We start from the raw sequence: 22,430 nt of genomic DNA, 5'->3' as shown, positions 1-22,430 counted from the left end.
TCCTCCTGGTGAGGTCGGTGTCATCGTGGTGCGATGCTCAGGGCTTGTAGGTGGACAGGAAGTCGGCCAGCCGATTGATTGCATCCTCGATGACCTCGACGCTCGGCAGCGTCACCATGCGGAAATGGTCCGTGTTGATCCAGTTGAATGCGCTGCCATGGGAGATCAGGATCTTCTGCTGCTTGAGGAGGTCGAGGGCGAACTTCTCGTCGTCCTTGATGGGGTACACCTCGGGATCGAGCCTGGGGAACAGGTACAGCGCGCCCTGCGCCACCTCGCAGCTCACGCCGTCGATCGCGTTCAGCATCTGCGCTGCCTTGTCACGTTGCTGTTTCAGGCGGCCGCCGGGCAGGATCAGGTCGTTGATGCTCTGGTATCCGCCGAGCGCCGTCTGGATGGCGTGCTGCGCGGGGACATTCGCGCACAGGCGCATGTTGGCGAGCAGGTTGATGCCCTCGATGTAGTTCGCGGCGTCGCGCTTCGGTCCGGAGATGGCCATCCAGCCACTGCGGAAGCCGGCGATCCGGTAGGCCTTCGACAGCCCGCTGAACGTGAGGCACAGGACGTCCTCCCCGGTTACCGATGCCGCGTTGATGTGCACTGCGTCGTCGTACAGGATCTTCTCGTAGATCTCGTCGGCGAACAGGATCAAGCCGTGCTCGCGGGCCAGGCGGACGATGCCCTCGAGGATGGGCTTCGGGTACACCGATCCGGTCGGGTTGTTGGGATTGATGAGGACGATGCCCTTGGTGTTCGGCGTGATCTTCGAGGCCATGTCCTCGAGGTCCGGCCACCAGTGGTTGTCCTCGTCGCACAGGTAGTGGACGGGGGTGCCGCTGGCCAGCGCCACGGATGCCGTCCACAGCGGGTAGTCGGGAGTGGGGATCAGGATCTCGTCGCCCGCATTGAGCAGGGCCTGCATCGAGAGCGTGATGAGTTCACTGACCCCGTTGCCGAGGTAGACGTCGTCGACGTCGATCGATTTGATGCCCCGGCTCTGGTAGTACTGCACGACGGCGGTGCGCGCCGAGAAGATGCCACGGGAATCGCTGTAGCCCTGGGATTTGGGCAGGTTGCGGATCATGTCCACGAGGATTGCCTCGGGGGCCTCGAAGCCGAAGGGCGCCGGGTTGCCGATGTTGAGCTTGAGGATCCGGTGGCCCTGGGCCTCCATGGTCATGGCGTGTTCGAGCAACGGTCCCCTGATGTCGTAGAGGACGTTACGGAGCTTATCCGACTGTTTGTAGGTGGCCATTGGATCAGGATGCCACAGCAGGGGCCCGGCACGCGGCATAGCAATGCCGTGCACCGGGCCCCTGCTGGATGCTTCGGGGTTGTGCAGGACTAGCCTGCCAGTCCCTTCTCGGCCAGCCAGTCTGCGGCTGCGTCTGCAGGGTTGCGCTTCTCGTCACCGCTGACCTCGCGGTTCAGCGAGAGCAGATCCTCGGTGGTCAGCTGCGCCGACACCTCGTTGAGGACGTTCTGCGCCTCATCGCCCACGGTGTCCATGTTAATGAGCGGCAGCACCTGCTGGGCGATGAAGTTGTTCTCGGGATCCTCGAGGACCACCAGGTCGTTGTCCGCGATGGACGGCGTCGTCGTGTAGATGTCAGCGACCTGCACGTCGTCGTTGAGCAGGGCCTGGAGCGTCAACTCTCCACCGCCGTCGTTGAGGGCCTCGAAGCCGCCGGGCTCGCAGTTGTACTTCTCCTTGAGTCCGGGCAGGCCGTAGGCGCGCTCCTGGAACGTGCTCGGCGCACCGATCGTGATCTCGCCGCATACTTCGGCGAGGTCGGCGATCGACGTGAGGCCGTATTTCTCCGCGGTCGCAGCAGTGACGACGAGCGCATCCTTGTCCTCGGCCTCGCTCGGCTCGAGGACACCGAGGTTCGCATCCGGGGACTTGGCTGCAAGCGCATCGGGCAGGGCCGCCAGGATCTCTTCGGCGGAGGCAGCCGTCGCGGCCGGATCCGCCAGGAGCAGGAGATTGCCGCTGTACTCGGGGATGACGTTGATGGAGCCGTCCTCCATGGCCTGGTAGTAGATCTCACGCGAGCCGATGTTCGGTTTCGTCGTGGCTTCCACGCCGGCGGCATTGAGCGCGCCTGCGTAGATCTCGGCAATGATCTGGCTCTCCGGGAAATCAGCTGAACCGACAACGATGGACCCAGTGGGCCCGGTGCTCTCCGTTTCCCCCTGAGGGTCGCTGTTGGCACCGCAGGCAGTCAACGCCAGCACGGCCGTCAGGCCGCCGGCCAGTCCCATCATGGCGCGCCGAGCGGCGCGCGGTTGTGACAGGTTCTTCATGTTGTTCCTCCTTGTGCACTGGCAACGGCCTCTTGCCGGCCAGATTCCTTCAGTGATCCCGCACCCGGCCGCGTGGCACGCAGTCCCGCAGGGATCGCAAACTTTTGGATCAGCGCCATCAGCCCGTCGACGGCGACAGCCAGGACCGCGATCACGACGGCGCCGCCGAACAGCCGACCGTTGTCGTTGATCTGCGTGCCCTCCACGAGGAACACGCCCAGCCCGTCCGCCTTGGCGTAGGCAACCACGGTGGCGGTCGCGACGACCTGCAGGATGCCGGCCCGCACACCACCGATCATGACCTGCAGTCCGTTGGGCACTTCCACCCGGAGGAGGATCTGCCACTCGGTGAGCCCCATGCTGCGCGCCGCATCGACCACCGTGCGGTTGACGGAGGAGATGCCCGCATAGACGCCGCTGAGCACGGGCGGCACCGCGAGCAGCACCAGTGCCCAGACCGAGGGCAGCACTCCGCGGGAGAAAAGCAGGGCGAAGAGGAAGACCATGCCGAGGGTCGGGAGGGCGCGGAGGATGCCGAGGCCCGACACGATGAGTACCCGTCCCCGTCCGGTGTGTCCGACGAACATCCCGAGGGGAATGGCGATCGCCATGGCGATGAGCATGGTCAGACCGACGTAGCCGAGATGTTCCAGGATCCGCATCGGTATGCCGCGCGGTCCGCTCCAGTTGACGGGATCGGACAGCCACTCGCCCATCTGGACGAACAGGTTGTTGCTGGAGTAGTCCATCAGGCAGCCACCGTCCGCACGTCGGGGGCAGCGGTCCGTGCGGTGCGCACCGGCGTCGCCCGGGTCCACGGCGTCAGGAGGCGCTCGAGGACGACGAGGACGAGGTCGAGCAGCAGGGCGAGCAGCAGCGTCGCAAGGATCCCGACGGCGATCTGCTCCGGGTAGTTGCGCGTCAGCCCGTCGGTGAAGAGCCGGCCGAGGCTAGGTACCCCGATCAGCGCGCCGACGCTGACCATCGAGATGTTCGTGACCGAGATGACCCGGATGCCCGCGATGAGCACCGGTATGGACAGCGGCAGGTCGACGGTGAGGAAACGGCGCAGGGGCGTGTAGCCCATCGCGACGGCAGCCTGGCGGACGCCGTCGTCGATCGAGTTCAGCGCGTCGACGGTCGACCGCATCAGCAGGGCGACGGCGTAGATCGTCAGGGCGACGACGACGTTGACCATGCTGAGGATGCTTGTTCCGAGCACCAGTGGGAGGAAGACGAACATGGCCAGGGAGGGGATCGTGTAGAGCAGCGACGACACCGTCAGCAGAACCGCCCCGGCGGACCGGTTGAGGCGCGCGACCTGGGCGAGGGGGACGGCGATGAGGACGCCGAACACGATCGGGAGGATCGACTGGACGAGGTGGTTGCCGGTGAGCTCGCGGAGGAGCGCCGCGTTCGCGGGGACGTAGTCGATGATGCCCTGGATCGAGTCCACGCCTAGACCGCCGTGTTGTGGTCTGCGCGGCCGCGGTCCAGCCGTGCTGATTCGATGAGGTCGAAGACCTCGGCTGCACGAACGACGCCCAGTGCGCGTCCATCGTCGTCGACCGTCACGCCGAGTCCGGAGGGGGAGGACAGCGCTGCATCGAGCGCGCGCCGGAGCGTGTCGCCCCGCGTGTAGAGGGACCCGCCCGGCACCGCTTCGGCCTGCTTCGTGATGCTGCCGCGCATAGCCTGCGGCACCCAGCCGTGCGGTCGTCCGTCAGCGTCGACGAGCAGCGTCCAGGGAGAGCGGACCGACACCGTGGGGTCGGCCAGCCGGTCCTCCTCGATGGTTTCCACGGGGTGGATGGTGATGTGGTTCCCCTCCTGGAAGGAGAGGTGGCGGAATCCGCGGTCGCGCCCCACGAAGCCTGCGACGAAGTCGTCCACGGGCGCCCGGAGGATCTCCTCCGGGGCGGCGAACTGTGCGAGGCGACCACCGACGGCGAAGACGGCGACCTTGTCGCCGAGGATCGTCGCCTCATCGATGTCGTGGGTGACGAAGACGATGGTCTTGGCGAGGTCCCGCTGCAGGCGCAGCAGTTCCTCCTGCAACTCGGCACGGACCACGGGATCCACGGCGCTGAACGGCTCGTCCATCAGGAGGACGGGAGGGTCCGCTGCAAGGGCCCGCGCCACGCCGACGCGCTGCTGCTGGCCCCCCGAGAGCTGCCCGGGGTAGCGGCGGCCCAGTTCCGGGGCGAGGCCGACGACGTCGAGCAGTTCCTGCGCGCGCCTGCGGGCCTCGTCTTTCTTCACCCCGTTGAGCCTCGGGACGGTGGCGATGTTGTCGATCACGGAGCGGTGTGGCATGAGTCCGGAGGATTGCATGACGTAGCCCATGGAGCGGCGGAGGTCCGCGGCCTTCTGCCGCGACACGTCCTGACCGTCGAGGAGGATGGTGCCCGACGTCGGCTCCACCATCCGGTTGATCATCCGCAGGGAGGTGGTCTTGCCGCAGCCGGACGGGCCGACGAGGACGGTGATCTTTCCGCGGTCGATGTCCATGGTCAGCTCATCGACCGCGGGGCGTCCGCCGTCGTAGGTCTTGGTGACCCGGCGGAACTGGATCATCGGGAGCCCGCTGGGGGAGCGCTGTAGCGATGTCATGGCAGCTGTGCCTTTCCGGGCAGGAGCTTCTCGGCCGGGCTGCGCCCGCGGGTCCGCACGAGGTGCGATTCCGGCGTGCCGTCTGGTTGTCTGCTGGGCGGGGCGCACAGCGGTCAGTCCAAGCTGTCGGAAGTTCTGAGTCTAACCAGAACTTCGAAGCGGACAGGGCAGCATATGGGTCACGGATACATCAATTCGGTCGCAGGACCCCCTGCCGGAGGGATCCGCGACCTGGTCGAGCCTCGGCCGGCGGTCTACGTCCCACCCGCCACGAGGAAGCGGACACCCCTCACGGGGTCCTGCTCGAGGAACACGACGTCGGTGATGCCCTCGTTTCCCAGCCGCGCCCTCAGCCGCGCCTGAAGATCCGGCTGGTTCATCGCGAGACCACCTCCGACGACCACCGGACCGGGGAGGCCGACGACGCCGACGACGTCGAGCACGAGGCGTGTGAGGTCGGTTGCTGCCCGCTCGATGATGCCGATGGCCTCCTGGTGCCCGTTCCGCACCGCGTCGAACACGGCACGGGACTGGGCGGCCCAGTAGGTGCGTCCCGCGCCCGAGTGGAAGAGTCCGATCAGCTCGGTCGGCGTGGAGACGCGGTTGAGGGCGAGGACGGCGGAGTCGAGATCGTCGGGCAGCTGCCCGATGTCGTGACGGTGCAGCGCGCGACGCACCGCCTCACGTGCCACCCAGTAGCCGCTACCCTCGTCGCCGAGCAGGTAGCCCCAGCCACCCGAGCGCGCTTCCCGGCCGTCCGCCGCGACGCCCCAGGCGACCGAGCCGGTGCCTGCGATGACAGCGACGCCCGTGCGGGCCCCTCCAGCCGCGAGGATGAGCCGTGTGTCATGCACGACGTCGATGGGGGCTCCGTGCGCGTGCGGTGCGATCAGCGCTCGCAGCCGGTCGGCGTCGGCCGCGGTGTCCACTCCCCCGGAACCGGCGACGACGCGCGTAACATCCGCCTGCCCATCGGGAAGGAGCTCGTGGAAGAGCTCGGCGAGGCTCTGCACGGCGTCTTCCGGGGTCACGTTCTGGACGTTGGCGCTTCCCGCCCTGGCTTCGGTGACGAGGACGCCGTCCCGCCACAGCGCTCCGTGGGTCTTGGATCCGCCGATGTCCAGCCCGACGACCAGGGACCCCTCCAGCGAGCCGTCACCGCCGTCACCGCTGTCACCTGTCAGGGGAAGCGAGGCTGGAGCGGGAGTGTCGGGCATGGCTACAGCCTACAAAGCGCCCGGACCCCGTCCGCCCTGGCGGGCTGCGCGGAGGCCCCTTCCGTGCCAGGGGGCTGCGCGGAGGCGCCTTCGGTGCTAGGGGGCTGCGCGGAGGCGCAGGACCAGCGAAGCCGACGCGAGGACCGCACAGGCGCCCGCGACCACGAGCGCGAAGACCGTGACGGAGGCATTGAGGCCCCAGATTCCGGCCGCGGCCCCGAGGCCCAGCACGGGGACGGCGCTGCCGAGGTAGGTGAGGACGTACACGGCGCTCACCGTCTGGGCGTGCAGCGCGGGATCCACCCGGATGGACACCTCGTTGAACACCACCCGGAAGGCCATGCCCTGGCCGAAACCGGCCAGGACGCAGGCTCCGACGAGCAAGGGGAGGCTGCCGGTCCCCGCCGCGACGGGCAGCAGGCCGACGCCCACCGCCATCCCTGCAAGCCCGATCGGAACCACGAGCCGGCCGCGGGGAGAGAGGAGCTGGCTGAGTGCGGACGAGGCGAGGACGAGGGCGGCGAGGAGTCCGATCAGCGGCCGTGACGACGTCCCTGCTATGCCCGCGAACCAGGTGGGGGCCAGACTCAGCGTGAAGCCGAAGACGGCGAAGCTGAGGAACCCCACCAGGGACGCGGTCCAGAAGGACCGCCGCGCCTCCCGTGAGACGGCCGGGCGGCGAGGGCGGAGCGCTGCCAGCGGACGGTCCCCGGCGGCGGGCTTGATAGCGGGACGTGCGCGGAGCAGCACCAGGGGGATCAGGAGGCCCGCCAACAGCAGAAGGTAGACGATGAACGGGGTCCTGGTCGGTGCGGGCAGGAGGGACAGGAGCCCTCCGATGACGGGACCCGCGGCCACTCCCCCGGCCGAGGCCATCAGGGTGAAGCGCGAGGCCCAGTCGGGGCGGGACGGGAGCAGGTCGCGGAGGGCTGCGGCACTTGCTCCGGTGGCGAGGGCGACGGCGCCGCCCTGGAGCGCGCGGCCGGCCGCCAGCATGGGTAGCGACGTGGCGACGGCGAAGAGCGCCGCTCCCAGGAGTCCGAGGAGGACGGCGAGGACGAGGGCGGCCCGCCGCCCGATGTGGTCCGACCAGTGGCCGGCAAGGATGAGCCCGCCGACCAGCGCCAGGACGTAGGAGGCGAAGGCGACCGTGATGGCGAAGGGGGTCAGGCCGAGGTCGGCCTGGATGAGCGGGTAGATCGGGGTAGCGAGGTTGGCCCCGACGAGAAGGGCGGAGATCACGGTCACGGCGAGCGCGAGGCGGATGGCCAGGGATGCGTCCCAACTGCGCTGTCCGGCACTGCCGGGTCTCATCCGTAGCTCGTTGATGACGCTCATCGCACTCCTCCTCGCACCCACGCGCCCAGAGTAGGCGCTTCTTTCGGGCGCAGCGGCGCCCGGACCTCTATAGGATGGAGCAGACTGCCCGCCCTGCAGCGTCACAGGAGCTGCTTTTGAGCGCCGTGCGCAACAGAGGCACGAAGAACTGACGGGAAGTGCGCTTGATGAGCAAGCTGGACAACCTCGACCTGCGACTGCTGCTCGAGTTGGTGCGTGATCCCCGCGCCCAGGTGAGCGAGCTGGGGGAACTGCTCGGCGTCGCACGCAATACCGCGCAGAGCCGCATCCGCCGCCTGCTGCGGACCGGGATCCTGCGCCATAGCGGACGCGAGCTCGACCTCGAGGCGCTCGGGTACGACGTCGTCGCGTTCGTCACCATCGAGGTGGCGCACCGTGAGCTCGATGGCGTGATCGCCGGGTTGCGCACCCTCAACCAGGTTCTCGAGGTCCACGAGATCTCCGGCCGCGGTGATGTGTGGTGCCGCGTCGCCGCTACGGACACCCACAACCTGCAGGCAGCGCTCCGCTCCGTGCTCCGGCTGAAGGGCGTCATCCGCACCGAGACGGTGCTCGCACTGCACGAGCACATCCCCTACCGCACCGAACCGCTGCTCGAGCGGCTGGCACAGCTGCCCGCCGACGCCTGATCGTGCACGGCCCGTACCCGGACCGCCAGACCGCCGCTGCATCACCCGAGGAGACCATGATGACCCTGCCCGCGTCCGACACCACCGTCACCTACCCCGCAGGAGCCGTGGAAGCGGTCTCGCGGGTACTCCATGTCGAGATGCGCGACGACGGCCGGCGGGTGGTCCTGCTCGACACCACCGCTTTCCACCCGGTCGACTCCGCCTGGCCGGACCAGGGACCCGACCGCGGGGTACTCGTAGCGGGCACGCGCACCTGGCCGGTCACGGACTGCGTGGTCGGCGCCACCGATGGCACCACCCTCCACCTGGGCGCCGGGGTGCCGGTCCGCAAGGGCACCGACGGCTGGGCGTTCGTCGTCGTGCATGTCATCGAGGGCTCCTGGAGCGAGCCCGACGGCGGACCCGCGGAGGGCGACGAGGTGGTCGTCCGTGTCGATGCAGCGCATCGTGCGGCGGTGTCCGCCGGGCACACCGGCTGTCACCTCGCGTCCCTGGCCCTCAACCGCGCGCTGTCGGGCCGCTGGAAGAAGGACGTGGCGCCGGACGCCCTGGGCGCTCCGAACTTCGACGCGCTGGCGATCGACACCACGGTCATCGGTGAGTTCGGTTCGGTGGACCGGTACCGGCTGGGCAAGTCCCTCCGCCGGAAGGGCTTCGTCGTCGAGGATCTGGACACCGACGCGATCGCTGCTGAGGTCGACGCCACCCTCGCGGAGTGGACCGCGACGGGTGCCTCCATCAGCATCGAGGCCGACGGTCCGGGGCTGACCGACCGCCGCCGATGGGTCTGCGAGCTCCCCGGCGAGCGCGCCGAGATCCCCTGCGGCGGAACGCACCTCACGTCACTGGCCGGGATCGACGTCGCCGTCCGGCTGGAACTGGACGACGCCGACGGGACACCGGTCCTGCAGATGGACACGCGGGTCGTGGTGCCCGGCCCGTCCTGATCGGTCCTAGGCTCCTGACCAGCCCTGGATGATGCCCTTCCGGCCGAGCCCGCCGAGTACCCGTGCCTCCGCGAGGAAACGCTCTGCGACCTGCAGCCGCGAGATCGCCTCGTTGTCTCCGCCGTCGTGCTCCGCCCGGCGTCGGGCCCCCGCGATCAGCGTCAGGCTCACCGCTGCCGCACGGCTCCGGAGGGCCACAGGGTCGACGAAGTGGTCGAACCCCGCGGTGAAGCGCCGCAATGCCTCCGGTACGTGCTTGTAGCCCGCGTGGAGTCCGGGCAGGACCGCCAGGTGTCCCAGAAAGCAGGCGAGGTCGTCGACGAGATGTCCCGGACCCAGCGCATCGACGTCGAGCAGTCCCGAGACCGCTCCGTCCTGGATGAGCAGGTTACCTTCGTAGAAATCGCCGTGCGTGGGCACGAGCGGTCCGGCATCGCTCGAGCGGACGGCGTCGTCGATCTCGGCAGCGAGCCGCCGGATGTGGTCGGCCTCGGCCGGGAGCGCCGCGACCGCAGCCTCGCCGTAGTCCCGCACCCTTGCGGACCATGGCGGCCGGACGGGGAGAGCGAGGACGGCGGACGGGAGCGAGGTGAGCACGCGCACCACATCACGGGGATCGACGTCGGCCGCGCCGTCGGCCATCAGGAGTTCGGCGAGCGGTTTTCCACGTGCCGGACGCATCGCGACGACGTCCTGGACGGGATCGCCGTCGAGGACCGGCGCCGGGACGCCGGCAGCCTCCAGGAGGCGGTGGCGTTCCGCCAGCGACACCGCGGCATCAGGCCTCAGGACCTTCAGGTAGCGGTGGTCCTCGCCGTTGCGGGCAAGGACGACGGCGCGCCGCAGGGGGCGGTAACTGAGCAGGTCCAGCACGGTATCCCCCGGCTCATGCCCGGGCCCGAAAGCGAACGCCGTGACGCGTTCGGGATCGAGGGCCAGGGGAAGCCCCGGCAGCAGTGGATCCTTCGGATGCATCCACACCGAGAGGACATCGGCGCCGTACCCGGGGACGACCACGACGCCGTCGGATGGGTGCTGAAGGGCGCAGGAGGTGATGCAGGCGTACCTGGGAGGTGGTTCCCCGGCCGTCGGCCGCCGGCGTGCGGGCATACCTGACACGGCCCGTACCTCGATCGGGAAGACACCGGTCACTCCGGCTCCCGGCCGGTGATGGATCGAGGCCGGTTGCCATGACACCAACTCCCAGCCCGCGGCGCCGAGCGCCCGGCTCAGCAGCTCGCGTGGAGCGTCCGAGGCCAGGAGCGCGATGGTGCCCTGCTCACGCATGATGCGTGCGTCCCTCACCCTCATCCGACGCCTAGGAGATACCTAGGGGCGCACGCCGTGGTGCCGGTTCCCCCGCCACGACCGATCGCTCAGGCGCGCCGACGCTGCAGCACGTCATCGAGGTTGATCCGTCCTGTCGCCGGCGCCGCACTGCCGTCGAGCGCCTCGGCCTCCTCCGTCGCTGCCGCAACCCGGGCTGCTGCCTCGGATGCCTTGATGGGCGTCTTCGACAAGGGCTTCGGAGCCTCGGGCAGGTCCAGCGGAGCCGGCGCCTGGCGTTCGGCCTTGGCTGCGTCGACATAGGTGGGGCGCGGTACCTCGACAGGCGCCCACGCGGTGGTACCGGCAGACTGACCGGCGCTCTCGGACGGCGCGGGCGGAACCGAGCTGCGAACATCCACGATCGATGAACCGTGCGCGACGGCGAGTGCGGCCGTCCGCAGCTCCATGGGGGTCAAGGGACGCACTGGAGTTTCCTCGGCGTCGAAAAGGGTCGTGGGGCGGCGAGGCGCCGTCGGGACGTCGTGGACCGGAGGGTAGTCCTCGACAGGAGCATCGATCCGGACGGGTGCCATGGCCTCCGCGAAGGCACGCTCCACCCGGGCACGCCGACTCCGGATGGCCATGGCGCGCAACGAGAGAACCGCGGCGACGGCGACACCGAGGCTCACCAGAGGGACGAGGAGGGAGACGACACCGAACGCACTCAGGATGAGGGTCACCGGGAGTGCGAGCAGCGCGAGCAGTCCCAGGAGCGCCACACCGATGCGACCTCGATGCAGCATCGACAGTCCCGAGCTGTCCGGCCGCCACGATGCACCGGTGGCATGCGCTATGGCCTTGTCGGTCGTCGCGGGGTGCGGTTCGTGGGTGTTTCCCGAGCGGGCGTGATCGTCCTGCGGCGCGGTCATTGTCATCATGCTCTCCATGGAACGGCGTGTCCCGGCGATGGGCGATTGGTGTGAGGCTCCGGCGAGGTCCGGCGTGGTCCTCCGGAGGACGGAGGGTGCCACCCAAACCAGCCAGAGACCGACGATTGCGACGAGCACCAACGAGCTATCCAGGGAGAAGACCACACTCAAAACCGTAGGAGCACTTCGGCCCGGCATCCCGCATTGTTCCCGGTGTGTCGGGAGCTAATATGCTGCTCACGGCATTCGACCCCCGTGTCACTCCTGGCGGGGCTGCAGGCTCTCGAGCCAGGGAGCCAAGAGACCGCGCGGAACATCCTCGGACGTCAGCGCGAAACTCCTGTGATCAGCCCACTGTCCGGCGATGTGCAGGTACCTCGGGCGCAGCCCCTCGTCGCGGAAGCGCAGCTTCTCCACCACGCGGAGGCTGGCACTGTTCTCCGGACGGATGTTGATCTCCATACGGTGCAGGCCGAGTTCGCGGAAGCAGTAGTCGGTGACGAGGGCCACCGCCGTCGGAGCAAGGCCGCGACCCGCACGCTCGGAATCGATCCAGTAGCCCAGGGTCGCCGTCATCGCAGAACCCCAGGTGATACCGGACACCGTCAGCTGGCCGACGAGCCGGGCGTCCCGCGAACCCGGGTCCTGTTCCGTGATGAGGAAGGGGAGAGCCGAACCCTGGCGCGCCTGGGCGGTCAGGGAGCGCACCATCTGGTGGTACGTCGGGAGGAAGCCCTCCGGATCGGGATTGGATGCCTCCCAGGGGGCCAGCCAGCCGGCATTGCGGTGGCGCAGTGCGGTCCACGCCGCCTTGTCCCTGTGACGGATGGGCCTCAGGACCAGCGAACCGGTCCTGAGGGTCACGGGCCAGCTGAGTGCCGACCACATGGCGGTCTAGTCCGAGATGTTCTTGCTGAAGTCCTTGATCCACGCCCGGAGGTCCGGACCGAGGTCCTCACGCTCCGATGCCAGTGTCACGACGGCCTTCAGGTAGCTGAGCTTGTCGCCCGTGTCATAGCGGCGCCCCCGGAACACGACTCCGTACACGCCTGACCCCTCGCCCTCGGCGGCTGCAAGGGTCTGCAGCGCATCGGTCAGCTGGATCTCGCCACCACGACCCGGCGCCGTCGTCTCGAGGACCTCGAACACGCGGGGGTGGAGCACATACCGACCTATCACTGCGAGGTTCGACGGCGCATCCTCGACGGCGGGCTTTTCGACCAACTGGTTCACGCGGACGTGGTCCTCACCGTCGATCCCCGTGATGTCGGCGCAGCCGTAGGCACTGATCTGCCGGGGATCGACCTCGATCAGGGCGATGACGGAGCCGCCCGTCTTCGCCTGGACCGCGATCATGGTCTCCAGGAGGGGGTCGCGCTCGTCAATCAGGTCATCGCCGAGAAGGACGGCGAACGGTTCGTTGCCGACGTGCAGCTTGGCGCGGAGGACGGCGTGACCAAGGCCCTTGGGGTCGCCCTGACGGAGGTAGTGGATGTCTCCGAGCTCGGACGGGCGGCGTACGGCTGCCAGCTTGTCGAGGTCGCCCTTGGCCTCGAGGGTCTGCTCGATGAAGGGAACGCGGTCGAAGTGATCCTCGAGCGCCCGCTTGTTACGCCCCGTGATCATCAGGACATCGGACAGACCGGCGTCGACGGCCTCCTGGACCACGTACTGGATGGCGGGCTTGTCCACGACGGGAAGCATTTCCTTCGGCATCGCCTTGGTGGCAGGAAGGAAGCGGGTCCCCAGGCCGGCCGCGGGGATAACGGCCTTCGTCACGCGTGATCGCAAAGTCATGGCTCCACATTACATAACGGGTGAGGTATTCCCCCCGCATGACCACAATGGGGGTATGACCCCGCCCGAACATGTCATGGAGAAGGCCCGCCTACGCTCGGTGCTCCGCTCGAACCGCGCCGGGCTGGACCCGATCGAGCGGCACGAGCAGTCGCACGCGATGGCCGGGATGGTCGCGGAGTACGTCAGTGGCCTGCTGGGATCCTCCGGCGGATCCGCGACGCGGCACGCCGTCGTCACCGCCTATCTGGGGGTCGACCCTGAGCCCGACACCGCGCCACTCCTGGCCCGGCTGCACGCACTCGGCGTCGACGTCGTCCTGCCCGTCTGCGAGCCGCAGTACCGGTTGTCCTGGACCGTCTGGACGCCCGGCGTCGCACTGCAGCGTTCGGTGCGCGCCCCGGTGGATGAGCCCGTCGGCCCCCGGCGATCCTTCGAGGAACTGTCGGGCGTGCGTCTGATCCTCGTTCCCGCACTCGGGGTGGACCGCTCAGGGCAGCGCATCGGCCAGGGAGGCGGCTACTACGACCGGTTCCTCGCACGCCATCCGCGGAACCGGGCGGACGCGGTGCCGCGGATCGGCATGATGTACCGGTCCGAGGTGCTGCCCGAGGGCGCCATACCGGCCGAACCGCACGATCAGCCCCTCGATGCAGTTATGACGGCCGATGGCCTCATCCGGCTCCGAACCGACGATCTCCCGGTGTAGACTGGCACTCGACCCCGGAGAGTGCCAACAACAGTCGCAGGAATGTGCCATCCGGGGACCACGAAGCTCGTCCAGGAGGAATTCCATGCCCATGTACGCCTATGCCTGCAAGGACTGCGGCCACGCCTTCGACATCCAGCAGTCGTTCTCGGACGATTCCCTGAAGGACTGTCCCGTATGCGGCGGCACGCTCCGCAAGAAGTTCAACAGTGTGGGCGTGGTGTTCAAAGGGTCGGGTTTCTACCGCAACGACTCACGAGCCACGACGACGAGCACGGACGCCGGATCGTCCTCGGTCTCCTCCTCCCCCTCGGCGCCTGCTGCTTCGGGCTCCGGGCCGTCGAGCAGTTCATCCTCCGAGTCCTCGTCGAGCTCCGCCAAATCCAAGGCCGGCGCTTCGTCCTCGGCGGGCGGCGGGACTGCTGCCGGGTCCTGAGGACCCCGTCGGGTAGACGGGCTGATCGAACGGGCTGCTCTCGCTGATGTCCACATAGCCGAAGCCCCCGGCGGGCGAGGGAACGCACCCGCCTAGGGTCGAGCCATGAACCCGACCGGCAAACCCCACGGTCCTCCCCTTCGACACCGCCTACGCAGGACGGTCCATCGACGCAAGAGGCTCATCGCCGCCCTGCTCTTCAGTGCCGCCGCAGGGGTAGCCGTGGAGGCGGCCGTGGGAGACGACTATGCGACGACGACGGTGGTCAGCGCCACCCGGGACCTCGCCGTCGGGACAATCCTGCAGGAATCGGACGTCACCGTGGTCCGCCTGCCCGAGCAAGCAGTGGCGGTCGGCGCTGCCGATAGTCCTGCCGACGTGGTGGGCCAGCAGGTAGCCACCCCCCTGCCGGAGGGCGCACCGGTATCGGCGACATCCCTGGTGGGCGACAGCCTGCTGACAGGCACGCCGCCGGGAACCGTGGCGGTGCCCCTTCGCCCCGCCGACCCAGCGACGGTGCAACTCCTGGCGCCCGGGCAGCTCGTGGATGTCATCCTGAGGACCGGCAACGGCTACGACGTCGCCGCGGACTCCAGCGTCCTCGCCCAATCCGTCGCCATCCTGTGGACCGACCCGGGCGACCCCGGCGCCTGGCCCGGCGGCGGCGAGGGCGGACTGGTGGTGATCGCGGCGAGCCCGGAGGACGCCGCCGCCCTCGCAGGATCTTCGAGTTCGGGGGACGTCCACCTTGTCCTGACGGCGCCGTGAAGTCCGGGGCGCACCCGGACGAGCCGGGCACGGGTCAACAACCGCTCGCCGATGACACCCGTGCGCAGGGCGCGATCCACGCCGATCCGGAGGCGGGGTCAGCCCCAGTGCGGGGGCCGCTGCTCCTTGAGCCATTCATCCTGGTTGTCCTCAACGTCTCCCCACGACCGGGCATCGTCCTCGCCCGCAGTCTTCGGCAGTGCGCTGGAAGCCTGGTCCGGACTTTCGGCCTCACGTCCTACGACGATCCCGCGACCCGGGTGCTGCTCGTCCTTCCGCATCCTGGCGGCGTCCTTCCGTGTCTTCGGCTGATCGGCACTTTCGCGGGGTGGCAGACCGATCACCGAAGAGGCGCGCTCGGCGCAACCGTCCGGGTCGGTGAAGACCTCGATGGTCCACAGCGGCATGTACCGCCAGCCCATCCGCTCGAGAACCTGGGGGCGGAGCCGGCTGCGCTCCCGGACGGACATCGCCCCATAACGACCTGTTCCATCCGATTCGATCGCCAGCGGAGCCGGCCTTTCGTCGTTCACGGTCGCAGCACTGCCGTCGGCACTGATGTCGGCGGGTCTGACCGCGACGATGTCGAGGACTCCGGCGTAGTGGTCCCACACGTCGGCCCCGCGATACCGCAACCGGTCCACGAGATCCGCCACGAGCGGGTCCTCGTTACCGCTGGATGCGGTCGGATGCTGCACGCCGTCCGAACCGAGCTCACGCTGCAGGAGCTCGAAGAAGTCCAGGGCGCCCGCCGTGAGCCTTTCCGGATCGAGGTCCGAGGGCTCGAAGCAGGTCAGCACGTGCTGCAGCCGGCGTGCGCGCGTCATCGCCATGACGAAGTTGCGGCGTCCGTCGGGCGCCGACAGCGGTCCGAACGAGTGCAGGGCGCGTCCGTGGGGCGTCCGTCCATAGCCGAGCGAGAAGATGATGTCATCACGCACGAGCCCTCCGGCCCGCTCGACGGGGACCACGCGGAAGGCCTCCCTTCCTGGGGTGAAGAAGTCCGCGGCCCACGGGAACTGCGCCATCTGCAGGCGAATTGCCTCCCCCACGCGCGCAGCATGCCGCGGACTCGCCGTCACGACGGCGAGCGAGAAACTCGGACGGTGGCGAATGTGCTCGAACACGAGTTCGACGACCCGGTTCACCTCGACGGCGACGCTCTCGACGCCGTCGTGCTCCGAACTGGGCATACCGGTGCCGTTGGGCAGGTATTCGACCATGAGTCCGCGGCCCTCCCCGGTGACTTCGGAGGCCTGCGGGAGTCTCGAGAGCTTCCCGTCGTAGAAGGTCTCGCTCAGGTACGTGTCGAGGCCGCGGTCGACACCCCGGTAGATCTGCGTGAGACCGCGGACGGGCAGGACATCGCGCAGGGAATCGAAAGCGCTGGGCAGGGGCTCCAGTGCCGATGCCCGGTCGGCCGGCTGCACCTCGATGCTGAAGCGCGTCGGCCCGGCGAGGCGATCGTCCCCGAGGACCACGACCTGCCCGGACCGGGCGACGCAAGGGACAGCGCTCTGCAGCGACATCGATTCGCCGTCCAGGATTACGGCGAGGTCGAAGCGGTGACCCTCGGGTACCGCACCCCTGATGGTCAACGGGCTCACGGCCCAGACGGGCAGGAGCGACGCGACGATGTCCTGGTGCAGACCGGCGAAGACCTCGAGCGTCAGCGTCCCGTCCTTGAGCTCCTGCCGGAGGCGCCCGGCGTCTTCCGGGTGACTCTCCACCGCTGCTCGCCACCGCTCGGCGAGGCTCCAGCGGATCCTTGCCGGTCCGGCGGCGATGTGCGCGTTGTCGGCAAGCCGGAACTCGGCCTCGAGCTTCCGGAGACTGTCGCCGTCGGACATGGCGAGGTAGTCGTCCCCACTGATCATCGCCTCGAGGGCCGATTGCCACCATGCAAGCTCGAGCTCGAATCCCACACGCTCGGCGGCTATCTCGCGCGCGGCGAGATCGTCGAGCAGCTCGGCCAGGCCCTGCTCGCGCATCTCGTCGAGGAGCAGCGTCCGTTCGGGCAGCGTCTCGAGCGTCTCCCTGTCGGCTGCAAGGTCCCGCAGGATTCCTTCGAGACCATCGAGGTCGAGGGAGGCGAGGTCGGGCCGTCCGGACGTGGGCCGGAGGATCGTGGTCAGCTCTTCGAGACGGGCCTCCACCGCACGGTAGGACGCATGGATCTCGGCGAGTCCCGTGGGCACCGAGGGGTGCCGTTCGGTCAGTGCATAGCGCGTCCACAGGGTGCGCTGCTGCTGCACCTCGAGCAGGGAGGTATGGAGGTCCGAGATGTGTACGCCCGGCCGGATGTACTCCTTGGCCACGCGACGCAGCCGGGAGCGGGTCATCGAACTCATCTCGATCTCGCGCTCCTTGCGCCACGACGAAGGAGCCGTCGCCGAGATGAGGTCCGTGACCGGTCGGTCGAAGATGTCGGGGGTGAACTTGTCGAGGCTCTCCCGCACGGCGACGAGGAGTTCGAGCTGCTCGCCCCACTCCCTGAAGGTTTCGCCGAGCGTGATGTGGGAGTGCTCCGCGACGCGCTGCACCTTGCTGCGCAGATCCGGGATCTCGGTGGCCACCTGCTCGGCAAGGCCATGTGCGTGTTCGGTTTCCTTGCGGTTGAGCAACTGCGCCCCGTACCAGGGACTCTCCGTGGAGGCCTTGCTGAAGCTACCCAGTTCGGCCGCACGCTGCAGGCGTTCCGTGAGCTCCTTGCGATCCGCGATCGAATCGAGCACGCTGCGCTTGAGCCGGACGGTCGTCGACGGCGCCGGATCGAGCGCGGTGAGGCCGGCCAGGGCCTGCATCGCCTGGTAGGGCGAACAGCCCCACCGCGTGCGGACGTTATGAAGGCTCCGGACGTGCTCCATGAGCTGGTATCGGTGCCCCGTCAGGGTGGAATGCAAGGAGTCGAGCTGAGGCTCGACGGCCTTCTCGTTCCGCACGAGGGCGCGGATGACGGACTCCCGGAGCTGCGCCGGACCGGTCTGGCTTCCCAGCTGCAGGACGAGCGAGCCGAGGTTGAGCCCATCGAGGTCCTGGACGAACTCGTTCAGGGTGCCTCGGCGCTCCGCGGCGACGACCACCCGCTTGCCGGCGACCGCGGCCCTTGCCGCGACGTTGAGGGCCGTCTGGGTCTGACCGGTTCCGGGCGGGGTTGCGACAGCAAGGCTCACGCCGGCATCGACGAGGTCGAGGACGTCCTGCTGCGCCCTGTCGGCGTCGAGGATCAGCAGTTCACTGCCGGGATCGCGCTCGTCCGCCGGCGGGAAATGCAGCCCGTCCGCCGATGCGGTGAGGGCCGAGGCCGCTTCCGCGTCACCGCGCGCCGCTCCCATCAGGGCCGCGAGGACCGGGTGGTCCGGGCGCAGGGCGGGATCGCCCTTGACCCCGGCGAGGTCGGCAAAGGTGGACACCAGGACACGGTGCTCCACCGACATGCCGCGTACGCCATCGGCCAGGGCGCGCATGCGCTCGAGGACGGGGTGGGGATCGAAGCGTGCCGTTCCGTAGGCCAGCCGCGCGATACCGGCCGGATCCACCTCGAGGCCCTGCTGGTTCCGCAGGTGGCGCACGAGCGCCGGATTCATGCGGGCCTGCTCGGTGATCTGCAGCTCGTAGTCGTCCTGCGAGGCATGGACCGTCAGTGAGACCGCGGTCAGGAGCACGGGAGCGTTCAGCGTCTCGGAGCGCCCGGAGCCATCGACGGATCGCCAGGACGCCGTGCCGGCGGCGAGGTAACCGACGTCGATCCCGCGCTCTGTGCCCAGTTCGAAGATCTTGGCACGCAGGGCACGGGCAGCGGCCTTGGCCGCGCTGTACTGCACGGGATCACGAAGGAGCGTCGACAGGCGCGTGCGGCGTCCGGCGAGGAGCTGAGCCAGGCCGGAGGGGTGTGCGTGCGTCAGGTCGATACTCGTACCGGCGGATGGCCGGAAGTGCAGCAGCGTATCGCCGGTGGCCTGCGGGCCGAGCCCCTCGAGCCAGGGCAGAAGGAAGTCCTGGGCCGACGAATCATCGGTGGACTGCGTCGGTCGAGGCCCAACCACGGCGCCGTGAGTGCCCTCCTGCTGGCGTTCCGACGGCGTTCCTTCCGCGTCCCGCTGGTCCTGCTCCGGCACGACCGCCTTCTTTCCTGCATTGTCACGTGCTGATCTTGACCAGATGGGCATATCTTCCAAGCTATCCGAAAAGCGAACGGACCCCGCGGATAGCAACGCGGCCCGGGCGGACCGGAGTGGGATTGCTCCTCCTCCGGTGTCCGCTTACTCCCATTCGATGGTTCCCGGTGGCTTGCTCGTCACGTCGAGCACCACGCGGTTGACGCCGTCCACCTCGTTGGTGATCCGGTTGGAGATGCGTGCAAGGAGGTCGTACGGCAGTCGCGACCAGTCGGCGGTCATCGCGTCCTCGCTCGAGACGGGCCGCAGGACGATCGGGTGTCCGTACGTGCGTCCATCACCCTGGACACCTACGCTGCGCACATCGGCGAGCAGGACCACCGGCATCTGCCAGACCTCGTTGTCGAGACCGGCAGCAGTGAGCTCGGCGCGCGCGATGGCGTCGGCCTTGCGCAGGAGTTCCAGGCGCTCCTCCGTGACGTCCCCGACGATGCGGATGCCGAGTCCGGGTCCGGGGAACGGCTGGCGCCCCACGATCTCCGCGGGCAGGCCGAGCTGGGCGCCGACGGCACGCACCTCGTCCTTGAACAGCGCGCGGAGCGGCTCGACGAGCTCGAACTGCAGATCCTCGGGCAGTCCGCCCACGTTGTGGTGGCTCTTGATGGTAGCCGCTCCCTGGCTGCCGCCGGACTCGACGACGTCGGGGTAGAGGGTTCCCTGCACCAGGAACCGGATGGGCTCGCCTTCGGCCTCGGCCTCGCGCATGATGGCGCGCTCGGCTTCCTCGAAGGCGCGGATGAACTCCCGGCCGATGATCTTGCGCTTCGTCTCCGGATCGGAGACGCCGCGGAGCGCTTCGAGGAAGCGTTTCTGCTCGTTGGCGACGTACAGCCTGACGCCCGTGGCCGCGACGAAGTCGCGCTCCACCTGCTCTGCCTCACCCTCGCGCAGCAGCCCGTGATCGACGAAGACGCAGGTGAGCTGCTCCCCCACCGCGCGCTGCACGAGCGCGGCTGCAACAGCCGAATCGACACCACCGGACAATCCGCAGATCACCCGCGCGTCACCGATCTGCTCGCGGATGCGCTCGACCTGCTCCTCGAGGATGTTGCGCGTGGTCCAGTTCGGGTTCAGGCGTGCGCCTCGGAAGAGGAAGTTCTCGATGACCGCCTGGCCGTGCTGGGAGTGCTTGACCTCGGGGTGCCACTGGACTCCGTAGAGCCCCTTCTCCTCGTTCGCGAAGGCGGCGACGGGAGCGCCGGCAGTGCTGGCGAGGACGTCGAAACCCTTCGGAGCGGACTGCACGCTGTCGCCGTGGCTCATCCAGGCGTTCTGGTGCTCAGGGGTTCCGGCGAGGATGGAGCGGGATGCGCCGTCGGAGCGGATATCCGTGGACCCGTACTCCCTCAGACCCGTCTTCGCGACGGTGCCGCCGAGTGCGTTGGCCATGGCCTGGAAGCCGTAGCAGATACCGAGGACCGGCACTCCGGCGTCGAACAGATCGGCCTGCACCGCGGGCGCTCCCTCCGCGTAGACGCTGGAGGGACCGCCGGACAGGATGATCGCCGAAGGGTTCTTGGCGAGGATCTCCTGAGTGCTCAGCGTGTGCGGCACGATCTCGGAGTAGACATCGGCTTCGCGTACCCGCCGCGCAATCAGCTGGGCGTACTGCGCGCCGTAGTCCACGACGAGGACAGGGCGGTGTTCGGAGCTGTTGTCGGGGGTAGTCACCCGTCAACAATAGTCTGCGTACTCCGGCGTCGCACATCAGCGGGCGGGCAGCGGAAGCGGCAGACGGGCTCGGGCGGGTGGTGGAGGCGGCGTGCCCGCCCTGGCGGCAGCGATCAGTAGCGCGGTGCCGCCTCGGGATGTGCGGCGAGGTCTTCCTCGGCCTGGTTGTGGATCCTTCTCTCCACGAAGAAGGACAGCAGCGGAACGACGCCGCCGAGCGCGATGAGGACGAAGCGGCCGAACGGCCAGCGCATGAACTGCCAGAGGCGGAAGTCGGCGATCAGGTAGACCACGTAGAGCCATCCATGCACGATCAGGACCGCCGTCGAGAGGTTGAATCCCCCCGCCGTCTCGGCGACGACCTCGGGCAGGAGCTGGAGGGGTGCTCCCCCGCCTGCGATGATCTCCGAGCCGAAACCGTACTTCGCAATCATCTCGACGACCACGAGGAGCAGCATGACTCCGGTGGCGTAGGCGAGCACCTTGTAGAACGTGAGTGCCGACCGGATCTGCGCGTGCGTGCCGCCGAACCGCCGCTTCGGCTTCCCCGTGGAGGTCGTCCCGCCTCTTCCTGCGGTCGGGCGGGGGGCTGGCTCAGTCACGGTGTGCACCGCTTTCACTAGGGGAGGGCGTCAGGGATGTCGGGCTGGTGCCGGCGAGCGGCAACCCCCCGGACGAATCGGGAGTGACGGGTGCATCGGTGCCGGTCGGGATCTCCCCTGCCTGCGCCTCCTCGGCGGCGTCCGCCGCGTCCTCGAGCGTCCGCCGGTGGTCATCAGCGACGAGGCGCCACCAGAGGAAGAAGGCGAAACCGGCGAACACGACCCATTCGACGGCGTAGAAGATGTTCAGCCAGTTGACGGGCGTCTCCTGGGGCTGCGGCCCGACCACGACGCGCTCCATGTCGGCGGCGAGGGGCACTGCCGAGCCACCGGCCGTCACGTCCGAGGCGACGACGAAGGCCGAGTACATGGGCGCATCCCACAGGTTCGACAGCTCCGCGGTCGAGAGGGTGGGCACCTGTCCCTCGACGGGCCGCTGCACCACCGGGGCTTCGGGCGGCAGCAATCGTCCGACGACGGATGCCCGGCCCTGCTGCTCGGGTACGGACGACGCGTTGTCCGCCTCGGGCACCCAGCCGAGCACCAGGGGGATGACGGCGTCCTCAGGAGCGTCGGCTGTTTCTGCCGCGGCAGCGCGGTCGACGGCGAACGCCTGCACGACCCAGAGCCCCTCGTCGCCGTCGCGAAGTCGGTCCTGCACCAGGACACGCGTGTCCGGCAGGAACTCGCCGTCGAGCGAGACCATCTGGTCGGCGGTGGTGGCGTAGAGCGGGGTGAGGGGCTGAAGGACGTCGGTCAGCGGCCGCACGTCCTCCGTCGAACCGGGCGCGGGTGGAGGCTCTTCGCGGGAGGAATTGAACTGCCACTGGCTGAGGAGCACGAAGACCGCGGCGATCGCCATCGCGAGGATCAGCATGAGGATCCATCGGGGCCTGAGCGCGGTCTTCAACACTCCTCAACGGTACTTCGTGCCTTTGTAGAACAGCGAATGCTGATGGTGGTGCTGGACAGGAGCGGGCAGCCGACTCACTGATT

The 22,430-nt window shown here is 68.7% G+C and carries 20 protein-coding genes and 1 pseudogene; 5 read left to right on the top strand and 16 right to left on the bottom strand.

What is annotated here, in order from left to right; translation table 11 throughout:
• Positions 1–37: 37 nt before the first annotated feature.
• The 7 genes from RCH21_RS00545 to RCH21_RS00515 all read right to left on the bottom strand — a co-directional run bounded on the left by RCH21_RS00545 (position 38) and on the right by RCH21_RS00515 (position 7,475).
• Positions 38–1,255: a pyridoxal phosphate-dependent aminotransferase gene (locus tag RCH21_RS00545; protein WP_326962778.1), complete on the bottom strand. Its 1,218-nt coding sequence runs from the start codon at positions 1,253–1,255 to the stop codon at positions 38–40.
• 89 nt (positions 1,256–1,344) lie between these two features.
• On the bottom strand, positions 1,345–2,307 hold the full coding sequence (locus tag RCH21_RS00540; RefSeq protein WP_326962777.1) for an ABC transporter substrate-binding protein: 963 nt from the start codon (positions 2,305–2,307) through the stop codon (positions 1,345–1,347).
• Positions 2,304–3,056: an ABC transporter permease gene (locus RCH21_RS00535; RefSeq protein ID WP_120149434.1), complete on the bottom strand. Its 753-nt coding sequence runs from the start codon at positions 3,054–3,056 to the stop codon at positions 2,304–2,306. Before RCH21_RS00535 ends, RCH21_RS00540 begins: the two co-directional genes overlap by 4 nt.
• Positions 3,056–3,742, bottom strand: coding sequence for an ABC transporter permease (locus tag RCH21_RS00530; protein ID WP_326963213.1), 687 nt, complete (start codon positions 3,740–3,742; stop codon positions 3,056–3,058). Before RCH21_RS00530 ends, RCH21_RS00535 begins: the two co-directional genes overlap by 1 nt.
• Positions 3,743–3,765: 23 nt before the next feature.
• Positions 3,766–4,884, bottom strand: a complete 1,119-nt coding sequence (locus tag RCH21_RS00525; protein ID WP_326963212.1) for an ABC transporter ATP-binding protein — start codon at positions 4,882–4,884, stop codon at positions 3,766–3,768.
• A gap of 290 nt (positions 4,885–5,174) precedes the next feature.
• Positions 5,175–6,137, bottom strand: a complete 963-nt coding sequence (locus tag RCH21_RS00520; protein ID WP_326962776.1) for an N-acetylglucosamine kinase — start codon at positions 6,135–6,137, stop codon at positions 5,175–5,177.
• A 96-nt stretch (positions 6,138–6,233) separates the two neighbouring features.
• The gene (locus RCH21_RS00515; RefSeq protein WP_326962775.1) at positions 6,234–7,475 is read right to left on the bottom strand and encodes an MFS transporter; all 1,242 of its coding nucleotides are present in this window, start codon (positions 7,473–7,475) and stop codon (positions 6,234–6,236) included.
• Positions 7,476–7,642: 167 nt separating this feature from the next.
• On the opposite strand from RCH21_RS00515, the gene RCH21_RS00510 reads away from it, so the two are divergent.
• Both RCH21_RS00510 and RCH21_RS00505 read left to right on the top strand, forming a co-directional pair.
• A complete protein-coding gene (locus RCH21_RS00510) occupies positions 7,643–8,125 on the top strand; it encodes an Lrp/AsnC family transcriptional regulator (RefSeq protein WP_182976992.1) in 483 nt (160 codons plus the stop codon).
• Between the two features lie 56 nt (positions 8,126–8,181).
• Complete coding sequence (locus tag RCH21_RS00505) at positions 8,182–9,075, top strand: metal-dependent hydrolase (protein ID WP_326962774.1); 894 nt, start codon at positions 8,182–8,184, stop codon at positions 9,073–9,075.
• Positions 9,076–9,081: 6 nt separating this feature from the next.
• On the opposite strand, the gene RCH21_RS00500 is transcribed toward RCH21_RS00505, so the two are convergent.
• The 4 genes from RCH21_RS00500 to galU all read right to left on the bottom strand — a co-directional run bounded on the left by RCH21_RS00500 (position 9,082) and on the right by galU (position 13,070).
• Positions 9,082–10,362, bottom strand: coding sequence for a phosphotransferase family protein (locus RCH21_RS00500; protein ID WP_326962773.1), 1,281 nt, complete (start codon positions 10,360–10,362; stop codon positions 9,082–9,084).
• Positions 10,363–10,451: 89 nt separating this feature from the next.
• Positions 10,452–11,438 (bottom strand): hypothetical protein, encoded by a 987-nt coding sequence (locus RCH21_RS00495; protein ID WP_326962772.1) that lies wholly within the window; start codon positions 11,436–11,438, stop codon positions 10,452–10,454.
• A gap of 93 nt (positions 11,439–11,531) precedes the next feature.
• Positions 11,532–12,161, bottom strand: a complete 630-nt coding sequence (locus RCH21_RS00490; protein WP_326962771.1) for a GNAT family N-acetyltransferase — start codon at positions 12,159–12,161, stop codon at positions 11,532–11,534.
• Positions 12,162–12,167: 6 nt separating this feature from the next.
• Entirely contained in the window at positions 12,168–13,070 is a 903-nt protein-coding gene (gene galU / locus RCH21_RS00485) for a UTP--glucose-1-phosphate uridylyltransferase GalU (RefSeq protein ID WP_120149443.1), read from the bottom strand.
• A gap of 55 nt (positions 13,071–13,125) precedes the next feature.
• On the opposite strand from galU, the gene RCH21_RS00480 reads away from it, so the two are divergent.
• Positions 13,126–13,779 (top strand): 5-formyltetrahydrofolate cyclo-ligase, encoded by a 654-nt coding sequence (locus RCH21_RS00480; RefSeq protein WP_326962770.1) that lies wholly within the window; start codon positions 13,126–13,128, stop codon positions 13,777–13,779.
• Positions 13,739–14,005 (top strand): annotated as a pseudogene (locus RCH21_RS00475) (FmdB family zinc ribbon protein); the annotation flags it as partial. The gene RCH21_RS00480 and the pseudogene RCH21_RS00475, both read left to right, overlap by 41 nt.
• A gap of 14 nt (positions 14,006–14,019) precedes the next feature.
• Here RCH21_RS00475 and RCH21_RS00470 read toward each other — a convergent pair.
• Positions 14,020–14,166, bottom strand: coding sequence for a hypothetical protein (locus RCH21_RS00470; protein ID WP_326963238.1), 147 nt, complete (start codon positions 14,164–14,166; stop codon positions 14,020–14,022).
• A 154-nt stretch (positions 14,167–14,320) separates the two neighbouring features.
• Between RCH21_RS00470 and RCH21_RS00465 the strand changes: the two genes are divergently transcribed.
• Positions 14,321–14,983 carry an RcpC/CpaB family pilus assembly protein gene (locus RCH21_RS00465; RefSeq protein ID WP_326962769.1) on the top strand — a complete coding sequence of 221 codons (663 nt, stop codon included), beginning with the start codon at positions 14,321–14,323 and terminating at the stop codon, positions 14,981–14,983.
• A gap of 98 nt (positions 14,984–15,081) precedes the next feature.
• Here the strand turns inward: RCH21_RS00465 and RCH21_RS00460 are convergent, their stop codons facing one another.
• The 4 genes from RCH21_RS00460 to RCH21_RS00445 form a co-directional block, all read right to left on the bottom strand.
• A complete protein-coding gene (locus RCH21_RS00460) occupies positions 15,082–19,152 on the bottom strand; it encodes a DUF4011 domain-containing protein (protein WP_442784639.1) in 4,071 nt (1,356 codons plus the stop codon).
• A gap of 93 nt (positions 19,153–19,245) precedes the next feature.
• Positions 19,246–20,832 carry a glutamine-hydrolyzing GMP synthase gene (gene guaA, locus RCH21_RS00455; RefSeq protein WP_326962767.1) on the bottom strand — a complete coding sequence of 529 codons (1,587 nt, stop codon included), beginning with the start codon at positions 20,830–20,832 and terminating at the stop codon, positions 19,246–19,248.
• A 113-nt stretch (positions 20,833–20,945) separates the two neighbouring features.
• Positions 20,946–21,434, bottom strand: coding sequence for a DUF3817 domain-containing protein (locus tag RCH21_RS00450; RefSeq protein WP_326962766.1), 489 nt, complete (start codon positions 21,432–21,434; stop codon positions 20,946–20,948).
• On the bottom strand, positions 21,427–22,347 hold the full coding sequence (locus RCH21_RS00445; RefSeq protein WP_326962765.1) for an SURF1 family protein: 921 nt from the start codon (positions 22,345–22,347) through the stop codon (positions 21,427–21,429). The genes RCH21_RS00450 and RCH21_RS00445 overlap by 8 nt, the downstream gene beginning before the upstream one ends.
• Positions 22,348–22,430: the final 83 nt, after the last annotated feature.

This window comes from Arthrobacter sp. PL16, from assembly GCF_035985055.1.
GTDB classification, from domain to species: domain Bacteria; phylum Actinomycetota; class Actinomycetes; order Actinomycetales; family Micrococcaceae; genus Arthrobacter_D; species Arthrobacter_D cheniae.
This window is presented reverse-complemented; position numbering and strand designations above follow the sequence as displayed.

Coding starts and splice junctions, on each gene's coding strand:
- RCH21_RS00545 (WP_326962778.1), bottom strand. CDS start 1,255: ATGGCCACCTACAAACAGTCGGATAAGCTCCGTAACGTCCTCTACGAC.
- RCH21_RS00540 (WP_326962777.1), bottom strand. CDS start 2,307: ATGAAGAACCTGTCACAACCGCGCGCCGCTCGGCGCGCCATGATGGGA.
- RCH21_RS00535 (WP_120149434.1), bottom strand. CDS start 3,056: ATGGACTACTCCAGCAACAACCTGTTCGTCCAGATGGGCGAGTGGCTG.
- RCH21_RS00525 (WP_326963212.1), bottom strand. CDS start 4,884: ATGATCCAGTTCCGCCGGGTCACCAAGACCTACGACGGCGGACGCCCC.
- RCH21_RS00520 (WP_326962776.1), bottom strand. CDS start 6,137: ATGCCCGACACTCCCGCTCCAGCCTCGCTTCCCCTGACAGGTGACAGC.
- RCH21_RS00515 (WP_326962775.1), bottom strand. CDS start 7,475: ATGAGCGTCATCAACGAGCTACGGATGAGACCCGGCAGTGCCGGACAG.
- RCH21_RS00510 (WP_182976992.1), top strand. CDS start 7,643: ATGAGCAAGCTGGACAACCTCGACCTGCGACTGCTGCTCGAGTTGGTG.
- RCH21_RS00505 (WP_326962774.1), top strand. CDS start 8,182: ATGATGACCCTGCCCGCGTCCGACACCACCGTCACCTACCCCGCAGGA.
- RCH21_RS00500 (WP_326962773.1), bottom strand. CDS start 10,362: ATGCGTGAGCAGGGCACCATCGCGCTCCTGGCCTCGGACGCTCCACGC.
- RCH21_RS00490 (WP_326962771.1), bottom strand. CDS start 12,161: ATGTGGTCGGCACTCAGCTGGCCCGTGACCCTCAGGACCGGTTCGCTG.
- galU (WP_120149443.1), bottom strand. CDS start 13,070: ATGACTTTGCGATCACGCGTGACGAAGGCCGTTATCCCCGCGGCCGGC.
- RCH21_RS00480 (WP_326962770.1), top strand. CDS start 13,126: ATGACCCCGCCCGAACATGTCATGGAGAAGGCCCGCCTACGCTCGGTG.
- RCH21_RS00465 (WP_326962769.1), top strand. CDS start 14,321: ATGAACCCGACCGGCAAACCCCACGGTCCTCCCCTTCGACACCGCCTA.
- RCH21_RS00460 (WP_442784639.1), bottom strand. CDS start 19,152: ATGCCCATCTGGTCAAGATCAGCACGTGACAATGCAGGAAAGAAGGCG.